This window comes from Rathayibacter sp. AY1E8 (genome assembly GCF_002931415.1).
In the GTDB taxonomy this organism is placed as follows: domain Bacteria; phylum Actinomycetota; class Actinomycetes; order Actinomycetales; family Microbacteriaceae; genus Rathayibacter.
Genome location: NZ_PSVI01000082.1, coordinates 1 through 10275 on the forward strand (window position 1 = coordinate 1; position 10275 = coordinate 10275).

Genomic DNA, 10275 nt, shown 5'->3' on the forward strand with positions numbered 1-10275 from the left:
CGACCAGCGGGTCGGGGACCTCGGCGTAGACCGCGTCGGCGCGCTCCCGGTCGCCGCCGAAGCGGACCAGCGAGAACTCGTCCGTCTGCACCATCCCCGCCGCGATCGTCTCCTCGGTGGAGCTCCCCGCCCACGTCAACCTCGACCTGGTGACCATCAAGCCGGTCGCGCAGGCGGCCCCGCACAAGGTCGCGAAGGGACCCCTGGCCCCGCGCGCCTGACCGATGTGACGCGGAGGCCCGCGACGGCCTAGCCTGTCCCTCATGGTTTCCGACGCCGACGACTCCGCCGCCCTCCTCGCCGCCACGGAGAAGGAGGTGCTCGGCTGGCTCGAGTTCGGCGACGCCGCTCGGCACCTGGCCGACGACGTGGTCGCGTCGGGCTACCGGCCGGAGCTGGTCGTCGCCATCGCGCGCGGCGGTCTGCTCCTCGCGGGCGCCGTGGCCTACGCGCTCGGCATCAAGAGCTGCGGCGCGCTGAACGTCGAGTTCTACACCGGCGTCGAGGCGCGCCTGGCGGAGCCCGTGGTGCTGCCGCCGCTGCTCGACGAGGCGTCCGTGCGCGGCAAGCGCATCCTCCTGGTCGACGACGTCTCCGACTCCGGCCACACCCTCGCCCTCTCGGTGAAGCTCATCCGCGCGATGGGTGCCGAGGTGCGCACCGTGACCCTCTACACGAAGCCGCGCACGGTGCTCGAGCCCGATTTCTTCTGGCGCCGCACCCCGCGCTGGATCGTCTTCCCCTGGTCGGCTCTGCCCCCGGTGGACGGAGCCCTCGCCGAGGACGACGAGTGAGCGTCCACCTCATCGGCGGCGGAGGCGGCGTCGAGCACGACCAGCAGCTGTACGGGGCGTTCCTCGCGGAGGCGCGCGCCCACGCGGTCGACGCCGGCCGGATCGAGGGCCCGCGCATCGCGATCGTCGTCGTCCACGACGGGCTCGGCCCGGAGGCCTACGCCGGCTACGCGGCACTGCTCGCGACGGTCGGCCCGCTCGACGCGTTCGCCGTGATGAAGCCGGAGGGCGGCCGGATCGATCCCGCGGTCTTCGACGACGTCGACGGGATCTTCGTCGGCGGAGGGCTGACCCCGGCCTACCGCGACGCGCTCGAGGCCTGCTTCCCGCGGCTGCGCGATCTCGTCTCCTCCGGAGTGCCGTACGCCGGCTACTCGGCGGGAGCCGCCGTCGCGGCCGACCGCGCCCTCGTCGGCGGCCACCGGATCGGCGGCGTCGCCGTCGTCCCGGAGGGCGCGGCGGAGGAGCTCGACGAGGTCACGGTGCTCGAGGGCATCGGTCTCATCGACGTGACGGTCGACGTGCACGCGGCGCAGTGGGGGACCCTCGGCCGCCTGGTCGCGGCCGTCGAGGCGGGCCTGGTCGACGGCGGCGTCGCGCTCGACGAGTCCACCGTGCTGATCGTCGGCACCGGCGCGCTCCGCGTCGGCGGCGCCGGCTCGGTGTGGCGCGTGAGCGGCGGCGACGCCGGAGTCGTCGTCGCGACGCTCGCGGCGGGCTGACTCGGTGGACCTCGCTGAGCTCGCGGCCTCGGGACTGATCGACAGGGGCTGGGCGGAGGCGCTCGCCCCCGTCGCCGGGGACATCGCCGCGATGGGCGACTTCCTCCGCGGCGAGGTCGCGGCCGGCCGGCCCTACCTCCCCGCGGGCCGCGACGTGCTCCGCGCCTTCGCCGCACCGCTCGCGGACGTGCGCGTCCTCATCGTCGGACAGGACCCGTACCCGACGCCCGGGCACCCGATCGGGCTGTCCTTCGCGGTCGAGCGCCACGTGCGCCCGCTGCCGAGGAGCCTGCAGAACATCCATCGCGAGCTCCGGGACGACCTCGGCGTCGAGCCACCCGAGCACGGCGACCTCAGCGGCTGGACCTCGAGCGGCGTGATGCTGCTCAACCGGGTCCTCACCGTCGCCCCCGGCTCTCCCGCCTCGCACCGCGGGAAGGGCTGGGAGGCGGTCACCGAGCACGCGATCCGCACGCTGGCCGCTCGGGACGCGCCTCTCGTCGCGATCCTCTGGGGCCGCGACGCCGCGTCCCTCCGCCCGATGCTGGGGGAGGCCGGAGTGATCGAGAGCGCGCACCCCAGCCCGCTGTCGGCCTCGCGCGGCTTCTTCGGCTCCCGGCCGTTCAGCCGCGCCAACGCCCTCCTGGAGGAGCGCGGCGCGGAGCCGGTCGACTGGAGCGCTCTCGCGTGACCGGGTGCTCGCCCGCGGGGCGGCTACGCTGGCCCGGATCGATGGGCGGAGCCGAAGGAGAGCCGGATGCTTGAGGAAGAGTACGAGAGCCGGCGCGTCCTGCCGCCGCACCTGCGGAAGGCGCCGCCTCCCGAGCCCGGCTTCTCGTTCGAGATCCGCGACGCCCGCGACGCCGACCTCCCGGACATCCGCGAGATCTACAACCACTACGTGCGCAACACGGTGGTGACCTTCGACGAGGACGACTCGACGCTGAAGGAGTGGCGGACGAAGTTCACCCGCAACCAGAAGCTCGGGCTGCCCTTCATCGTGGCCGTCTCGCCGTCGGGCCAGATCCTCGGCTACGCGATGGTGTCGCCGTGGTCCTCCAAGCGGGCGTACCGCTTCACCGTGGAGAACTCGATCTACCTGCGGGCGGCCTCCACCGGCAAGGGCCTCGGCCGGGCGCTGATGGCCGAGCTCCTCGAGCGCGCGAAGGCCGTGGGGATCCGTCAGATCATGGCCGTCATCGCCGACAAGGGCGCAGAGGCGTCGCTGGCGATGCACGCGCAGTTCGGATTCGTCGAGGTCGGCCGGATGGGCCGCGTCGGCTTCAAGTTCGAGCGCTGGCTCAGCACCGTCCTGCTGCAGAAGACCCTCAAGTAGGGCCGACCCGCCCCTGCGAATGCGCCTCATCGACAGGTGCCGGGGAGCGCGCCGTCCCTACACTGGACGGCATGGAATGGCTCGTCCCGCTCATCGTCGTCGTCGCGCTCGTGGTCATCCTCGGGGTCTACCTCTGGGCGACGTACAACTCGCTGGTCACCCTCAACGTCCGCGTGGACGAGGCGTGGAGCGACATCACCGTCCAGCTGAAGCGCCGCGCGGATCTGATCCCCAACGTGATCGACTCCGTGAAGGGCTACGCCTCGCACGAGCGCCAGGTCTTCGAGTCGGTGACGCAGGCTCGCGCCGAGACGCTCCAGGCCCAGGGCCCGGCGGAGGCGTCGGTCGCCGAGGACCACATGCAGAGCGCGCTCAAGTCGATCTTCGCGGTCGCGGAGGCGTACCCCCAGCTGCAGGCGAGCCAGAACTTCCTCCAGCTGCAGGGCGAGCTGGTCGACACCGAGGACAAGATCCAGTCGGCCCGGCGCTTCTACAACGGTGGCGTGCGCGAGATGAACACCAAGGTGAAGGTCTTCCCGAACACGCTCTTCTCGCGCCGGCTCGGCTTCTCGGAGCGCGAGTTCTTCGAGGTCGGCGATCTCGCCGCGATCTCGGAGCCCCCGCGCGTCCAGTTCTAGGCAGACGCCGTGTACAGCGCGATCGCCCGCAACAAGCGCAACACGGTCCTGATCCTCGTCCTGTTCCTGGTGATCATCGGCGGCCTGGGCGCCCTGGCGGCAGCGGTCTACCGCAGCACGACGATCGTCGTGGTGGTCCTCGTGATCGCCGCCGGGTACAGGTTCTTCCAGTACTTCTTCGCCGCTCGCCAGGCGGTCGCGCTCAGCGGCGGCGTGGCGGTGGAGAAGGCGGACGAGCCGAGGCTGTACCGCATCGTCGAGAACCTCTCGATCGCGACGGGCACGCCGATGCCGAAGGTGTACCTGATCGACGACCCGGCGCCGAACGCGTTCGCGACCGGCCGTGATCCCGAGCACGCCGTCGTCGCTGCGACGACGGGCCTGCTCGCGATCATGGACGACGCCGAGCTGGAGGGCGTGATGGCCCACGAGCTGGGCCACGTCCGCAACTACGACATCCGCGTCTCGATGATCGTCTTCGGTCTCGTCGTCGCGGTGGGCTTCCTCTCGGACGCCTTCCTCCGCCTGGCCTTCTTCGGGCGGGGCGGCAACGGCAACGGCGGGGGCAACCCGGCGCTCCTGATCGTCGGGCTGGTGTCGATGGTCCTCGCGCCGATCGTCGCCTCGGTCGTGCAGCTCTCGATCTCCCGTCAGCGCGAGTACCTCGCCGACGCGACCAGCGCGCTGACGACCCGCCACCCCGACGCCCTCGCCCGCGCCCTGCTCAAGCTCGAGTCCGCGGGCCGGCCGATGCAGCGGCAGAACAGCTCGATGGCGCACCTCTGGATCGCAGACCCGTCGAAGCCGGGGGTGGTCGCGCGCCTCTTCGCGACCCATCCGCCGATCGCGGACCGCGTCGCCCGCCTCTCCGAGATGGGCTCGCGCTTCTAACAGGCCGATCCGGCCGACGCCCCGTCGACGATCGCCGCCCCGTACCGCATCCCGCTTCGGTCAGAGGTGCACGCGCCACCGCGCCGGACGGGACGTCATCCGGTCGGAGCCGCCAGCGGACCGCCGTCGACGGTCGTCAGGTACTCGGCGAAGACCGGCGCCGGGTCGATGCCGCTCGCGGCCGCGTCGACCAGCGCCCGCCGGACCAGGGCGAGGACGACGGTGGCCAGGACGGCCGCCCGGTGCGGGGACATGCGGTCGAGCCCCATCCGCTCCGCGAGGAACGGCGTCAGCTCCTCCTCGCCGTCGTGCAGCGACTGCGCCCAGACGGCGCGCATCGCCGAGGTCTCGGTGAGCAGGGGGATCAGCCGGAGGGTGCGGTCGAGGTGGGGACCGGAGGCCGCCGCGGCGAAGGCGTGACCGAGCGCCGCGTTCAGCGGCTCGGCGGCCGGGCGCTCGAGGAGGGCGCGTCCCATCGCGGCGATCGCGGCGGCGAGCACCGGGCGCACGCAGTCCTCCTTCCCGCCGAGGTACCGGTGGAAGGTCCGGAGGGAGACGCCGGCCGCGTGGGCGAGCTCGCCCGTGCCGACCCCGACGACGCTCCCGCGCTCGAGCAGACGGGCGACGCAGCGCTCCGAGAGCGCCAGCGCCAGGACGCCGCCGGGCGCGCTCACGCGATCCTCCTCAGTGCTGCGGCGAGGGCGGCCGCGAGGTCGCCGCGACCGACGACCTCGACGGCGTCGAGGCCCTGCCAGGCCGCCGCCTCGACCAGCAGCGCGGCGAGCTGCTCCGGCGTGTCGGCCGGGGCCCCCGGCTCGAGCCAGGCGGCCTGCACGAGGAGGACCCGGCGCTTGCGCTCGCTCTTGAGGTCGACCCGTGCAGCGATCACGTCGTCGAGGAGCACGGGGAGGACGTAGTAGCCGTGGACCCGCTGCTCGGCCGGAGTGTAGATCTCGATCCGGTAGTGGAAGCCGAAGAACAGCTCGGCCCTCGGCCGGTGCCAGACCACGGGGTCGAACGGCGAGAGGAGCGCGTCCGCCCGGAGCGTGCGGGGGCGTCGGGCGTCGACGTGCCGCCAGAGCGGCACGGGACGCCCACCCCGCTCCCAGCCGCGCACCTCGACGCGCTCGAGCTCGCCCGCCTCGACCAGCTCGTCGATCGCGACGCGCGTGGGGGACTGGAGCAGCCGGTGGTAATCGGCCAGGTCGCCGAGGGTGCCGATCCCATGGGCCCGGGCCGCCCGGCGCACGAGCTCGCGGACGGCGTCGGGGAGGGGCACGTCGGCATCGAGCACCGCGCTCGGGAGGAGCCGCTCGGCGAGACCGTAGGAGCGCTCGAAGCGCGTGCGCCCCGCCGTCACCACCTCGCCCCAGCGGAACAGGACCTCGAGGCCGCGCTTGATGTCGGACCAGCCCCACCAGGGGCCCGTGCGGACGTTGGCCTCGTGCTCGATCTCGGAGGCGCGGAGGGGACCGTCGGCGAGCGCGGAGCGGAGCCAGTCGAGGGTGGCGCGGTTCTCGTGGGCCCAGCCCTCGTGCTCGGGCAGGCGGACCCGGCGGTAGTGCTCCATCCGCCAGCGGTAGAGCGGGAGGTCCTCGCGGCGGACGAGGGCGGCCTCGTGGGCCCAGTACTCGACGTAGGAGCCGTCGGGGGAGAAGGCCGCGGCGTCGAGGAGGGAGCGATCGTACGGGCCGAGCCGCGCGAGCAGCGGCAGGTAGTGGCTCCGCTCGAAGACGTTCACCGAGTCGAGCTGGAGCGGGCGGATCCGGTCCACGGCGGCGCGCACCCGGCGCGCGTCGACCCGGGACGGACGTGGGACGCCGAACCCCTGCGCCGCCAGGGCGATGCGGCGCGCCAGCGCGGCGGAGAGCTGCTCGGTCATGGTCCGCCCACGCTAGCGAACGCCCCCGACATCGCCGTCCCCGATTCGGCCCCCGGCGTTCGCCCGGCATTCACCGCCGCGCTCCCTCGCCGACTCGCGGCGCTCCTACCGTGCCCGAGGCCGTCCCACCGGGGCGGCCCACCCGTCTCCTGGAGGACCCTTGACCATTCAGCGCCTGTCGCGCGCCGCCGCGGTCGCCGCCGCCGGCACCGCCCTCGTCTTCATACTCTCGGCCTGCTCCGGCGGCGCCACCGCCTCGTCCGACGGCGGCGGCGCGGACGCGGCGTCCGCCACGTCCGCCGCGGACCTCGGCGGGCTGGACGCCCTGGTCGAGGCCGCGAAGGCCGAGGGCGAGCTCAACGTCATCGCCCTGCCCGACACCTGGGCGAACTACGGCGAGCTGATCAGCGGCTTCGAGGACGAGTACGGCATCACCGTGAACTCCGCCGACCCCGACGTCTCCTCCGCGGAGGAGATCAGCACGGCGGAGAACCTCGCCGGGCAGGACACCGCTCCCGACGTGTTCGACCTGGGGCCGGCCGTCGCTCTGGCGAACACGGACGTGTTCGCGCCGTACAAGGTCGAGTCCTGGGACGACCTCCCCGAGGGGAACAAGGAGGAGTCGGGCCTCTGGGTCAACGACTACACCGGCCTGATGTCGATCGGGTTCGACGCGGCTGCGGTGCCTGCGCCCACGTCGCTCGAGGACCTCCTCGGCGCCGACTACCGCGGCTCGGTCGCGATCAACGGCGACCCGACCCAGGCGGGAGCCGCCGCGGCCGCAGTGCAGCTCGCGGCTCTCCAGTCCGGCGGCTCCGCCGACGACGTCCAGGCGGGGATCGACTTCTTCGAGAAGCTGAACGACGCCGGCAACTTCCTGCCGCTGGACCCGACCGACGCCACCATCGCCTCGGGCGAGACCCCGGTCGTCTTCGACTGGAGCTACAACAACCTCGCCGCCGGGAAGGCGAACGAGGGCACCCGCGAGTGGACGACGACCGTCCTCCCGGGCTCCGCAGTCGGCAGCTACTACAACCAGGCGGTCAACGCCGACGCTCCGCACCCGGCGGCCGCGCGGCTCTGGCAGGAGTACCTCTACTCCGACGCCGCGCAGAACCTCTACCTCGCCGCCGGCGCCTACCCGGTGCGTCTGGCCGCGATGACCGAGGCCGGCACGGTCGACCAGGACGCGCTCGACGCCGTCGGCGCCGCTCCCTCCGACCTCGTCCAGTTCACGGAGGAGCAGACCGAGGCGGCCTCGTCGCTCCTCGCCGAGAAGTGGGCCGCGGCGATCCAGTGACCACCGCTCCCGCCGAGGCCGTCTCCGGGGCGTCTGCGCCCCGGGGACGGCGCGGCACCCCGGCCGTGCTGGGCGTCGCCCCCTTCGCGCTCTACGTCCTGCTGTTCCTGGCCGTCCCCACGGTCCTCGCAGTGGCGACCGGATTCACGGACGGAGACGGCCGCTTCACCACGGCGAACGTGCTGGCGCTCGGGGATCCCGTCGTGCTGTCCGCCTTCGGCGCGTCGCTCGGGCTCTCGGCCGTGACCGCCGTCGTCGGCGCGGTGCTGGGCGCGGTCGTGTGCCTGGCCCTGCTCGGCTCCGATCCGCGCGGGGCGCTCCGAACCGTCGTCGATGCGGCGGCGAGCGTCCTCGCGCAGTTCGGCGGTGTGATGCTCGCGTTCGCCTTCATCGCGACGATCGGCGTGCAGGGGCTGGTGAGCACCCTCCTCGCGGGAGCGGGCGTCGACCTGTACGCCGACGGCGTGTGGCTCTACCAGCTGCCCGGGCTCGTCCTGCCCTACCTCTACTTCCAGGTGCCCCTGATGGTGCTCGCGTTCCTGCCCGCGCTCGAGGGTCTGCGCCCGGAGTGGGCCGAGGCGAACGCGGTGCTCGGCGGGGGCCGGCTCGGCTACTGGCTGCACGTCGCCCTCCCGGTGCTGGCGCCGTCGTTCCTCGGCTGCGTGCTGCTGCTGTTCGCGAACGCGTTCTCCTCCTTCGCCACCGCGGCGGCGCTGATCAGCCAGGGCGCGCAGATCGTCCCGCTGCAGATCCGCGCCGCGCTGGTCAGCGAGACGGTGCTGGGCCGCGAGAACCTCGCGGGCGCCCTCGCGCTCGGGATGCTCGCGGTGATGGTGGTCCTGATGTCCGGGTACGCGCTGCTGCAGCGCCGGGCCCGGCGGTGGCAGCGATGAGGCCCGCGCGGCTCCTGTCCGGGGCGGTGCTCGTGATCACCGGGCTGGTGTTCGCCGTCCCGATCGTCGCGATGGCGGAGTTCACGCTCCGCGGCGCCGGCGGCCACGACCTCTCGCACTGGACGGCGATCCTCGACCCGGAGAACGAGCGCGCCTACCGCTCGCTGTTCCAGGGGATCGGAAACTCACTGGTCCTCGCCGTCGTCACCGCCCTCATCGTCCTGGTCCTGCTGGTGCCGACGATGCTGCTCGTCGAGATCCGGCTCCCGCGCCTGCGCCGGGCTCTGGAGCTGGTCTGCCTGCTCCCGCTGACCGTGCCCGCCATCGTCCTCGTCGTCGGCCTCGCGCCGGTCTACTCCGTAGTCACCGAGCTCGCCGGCTCCGCGCCGTGGACGCTCGCTCTCGCCTACGGGGTGCTGGTCCTGCCCTACGCCTACCGCGCCGTGGCGGCGGACCTCGCCGGTCTCGACGCCGTGACGCTCTCGGAGGCGGCCCGCTCGCTCGGCGCGGGCCCGCTCGCGGTGCTCGGGAGGGTCCTCCTGCCGAACCTGCGCCGGGGCCTGGTCGCGGCCGCGCTGATCACCGTCGCAGTCGTTCTCGGCGAGTACACGCTCGCCTCGCTCCTCAGCCGCACCACCCTCCAGACCGGCCTGGTGCAGGTGTCGAAGTCCGACGCCTACGTCGCCGTGATCTTCTCGCTGCTCTCCCTCCTCTTCGCCTTCGCCCTCCTGATCGGGATCGGCCGCCTCGCGCGGATCGGCCTGCCGACGGGCCGGGCGCGCTCTTCGAAAGGCTCCTCGTGACCGCTCCCACCCTTCCCGGCGCCCGCGTACGCTTCGTCGACGTGGAGCGGCACTACGGCTCCGCGCGAGCGCTCGACGGCGTCTCGTTCGACGTGGCCCCGGGTGAGTTCATCGCGCTGCTCGGCCCCTCCGGCTGCGGCAAGACCACAGCCCTGCGCGCCCTCAGTGGTCTCGAGCGGATCGACGCGGGGCGGATCCTCGTCGACGAGGAGGACGTCGCCCACGTCCCCGTCGCGAAGCGCGACATGGGCATGGTCTTCCAGTCGTACTCGCTCTTCCCGCACCTGCGGGCGCGCGAGAACGTCGAGTTCGGGCTGCGCACCCGGGGAGTCGGGGCGCGCGAGCGCCGGGCGGCCGCGGGGGAGGCGCTGGAGGTCGTGGGCCTCGGCGCCCTCGGCGACCGCTACGCGCACGAGCTCTCCGGCGGCCAGCAGCAGCGGGTGGCGCTCGCGCGCGCCCTCGTCACGCGGCCGCGGGTGCTGCTGCTGGACGAGCCTCTGTCGGCACTGGACGCGAAGGTCCGCGTCCAGCTGCGCGACGAGATCAAGCGCTTGCAGTCCGAGATCGGCATCACCACGTTCTTCGTCACGCACGACCAGGAGGAGGCGCTCGCCGTCGCCGACCGCGTCGCGGTGATGAACGCCGGGCGGATCGAGCAGCTGGGTGCACCGGAGGACCTCTACGCGCGCCCGGCGACCGCCTTCACGGCCCGCTTCGTCGGCCTCTCGACGGTGGTCGCGGGGACGGTCTCGTCGGGATCGGTCCTCGCGCTCGGCGTGCGCCTGCCGCTCGTCGACGCGGCGGCGGCCGACGGGCCCGTGTCGGTGTTCCTCCGCCCCGAGGACCTCGCCGTCGTGGCCGACGGCGCTCCCGACTCCCTGCCCGGAGTCGTCCTCGCCTCGAGCTTCCTGGGGCCGGTGCGGCGCTCGACAGTCCGGCTGTCGACGGGCGAGGAGGTCACCGTCCAGCACGCATCGGGGCACCGCCTCGAGCCGGGGGAGCGGGTCGGCGTGCTG

General features: G+C 73.3%; 12 protein-coding genes and 1 pseudogene. 11 read left to right on the plus strand and 2 right to left on the minus strand.

All coding sequences use genetic code 11. The annotated features are described in order from the left end of the window. Positions 1–119: 119 nt before the first annotated feature. The 7 genes and pseudogenes from C5C74_RS18085 to C5C74_RS16055 form a co-directional block, all read left to right on the plus strand. Positions 120–221: pseudogene (locus C5C74_RS18085) on the plus strand (oxidoreductase); the annotation flags it as partial. A gap of 42 nt (positions 222–263) precedes the next feature. Then, on the plus strand, positions 264–794 hold the full coding sequence (locus C5C74_RS16030) for a phosphoribosyltransferase (RefSeq protein ID WP_104224441.1): 531 nt from the start codon (positions 264–266) through the stop codon (positions 792–794). Beyond that, positions 791–1516 carry a peptidase S51 gene (locus C5C74_RS16035; protein WP_104272600.1) on the plus strand — a complete coding sequence of 242 codons (726 nt, stop codon included), beginning with the start codon at positions 791–793 and terminating at the stop codon, positions 1514–1516. The genes C5C74_RS16030 and C5C74_RS16035 overlap by 4 nt, the downstream gene beginning before the upstream one ends. A 4-nt stretch (positions 1517–1520) precedes the next feature. Further along, positions 1521–2207, plus strand: a complete 687-nt coding sequence (locus C5C74_RS16040; protein WP_104232774.1) for a uracil-DNA glycosylase — start codon at positions 1521–1523, stop codon at positions 2205–2207. Positions 2208–2273: 66 nt separating this feature from the next. Further along, positions 2274–2852, plus strand: coding sequence for a GNAT family N-acetyltransferase (locus tag C5C74_RS16045; protein ID WP_104262462.1), 579 nt, complete (start codon positions 2274–2276; stop codon positions 2850–2852). Between the two features lie 71 nt (positions 2853–2923). Further along, positions 2924–3490 (plus strand): LemA family protein, encoded by a 567-nt coding sequence (locus C5C74_RS16050; protein ID WP_104225511.1) that lies wholly within the window; start codon positions 2924–2926, stop codon positions 3488–3490. Positions 3491–3499: 9 nt separating this feature from the next. Further along, entirely contained in the window at positions 3500–4381 is an 882-nt protein-coding gene (locus tag C5C74_RS16055; protein WP_104351878.1) for a M48 family metalloprotease, read from the plus strand. Positions 4382–4476: 95 nt separating this feature from the next. On the opposite strand, the gene C5C74_RS16060 is transcribed toward C5C74_RS16055, so the two are convergent. Beyond that, complete coding sequence (locus C5C74_RS16060; protein WP_104319080.1) at positions 4477–5055, minus strand: TetR/AcrR family transcriptional regulator; 579 nt, start codon at positions 5053–5055, stop codon at positions 4477–4479. Then, a complete protein-coding gene (locus C5C74_RS16065; protein WP_104351879.1) occupies positions 5052–6263 on the minus strand; it encodes a winged helix-turn-helix domain-containing protein in 1212 nt (403 codons plus the stop codon). Before C5C74_RS16065 ends, C5C74_RS16060 begins: the two co-directional genes overlap by 4 nt. A gap of 160 nt (positions 6264–6423) precedes the next feature. Between C5C74_RS16065 and C5C74_RS16070 the strand changes: the two genes are divergently transcribed. The 4 genes from C5C74_RS16070 to C5C74_RS16085 all read left to right on the plus strand — a co-directional run. Beyond that, positions 6424–7563 carry an ABC transporter substrate-binding protein gene (locus C5C74_RS16070; RefSeq protein WP_104351880.1) on the plus strand — a complete coding sequence of 380 codons (1140 nt, stop codon included), beginning with the start codon at positions 6424–6426 and terminating at the stop codon, positions 7561–7563. Beyond that, positions 7560–8456 (plus strand): ABC transporter permease subunit, encoded by an 897-nt coding sequence (locus C5C74_RS16075; protein WP_104351882.1) that lies wholly within the window; start codon positions 7560–7562, stop codon positions 8454–8456. Before C5C74_RS16070 ends, C5C74_RS16075 begins: the two co-directional genes overlap by 4 nt. After that, complete coding sequence (locus C5C74_RS16080) at positions 8453–9259, plus strand: ABC transporter permease (RefSeq protein WP_104351881.1); 807 nt, start codon at positions 8453–8455, stop codon at positions 9257–9259. Before C5C74_RS16075 ends, C5C74_RS16080 begins: the two co-directional genes overlap by 4 nt. After that, positions 9256–10275: ABC transporter ATP-binding protein (locus tag C5C74_RS16085; RefSeq protein WP_104346786.1), on the plus strand; the 1020-nt coding region annotated here is incomplete at its 3' end. The genes C5C74_RS16080 and C5C74_RS16085, both read left to right, overlap by 4 nt.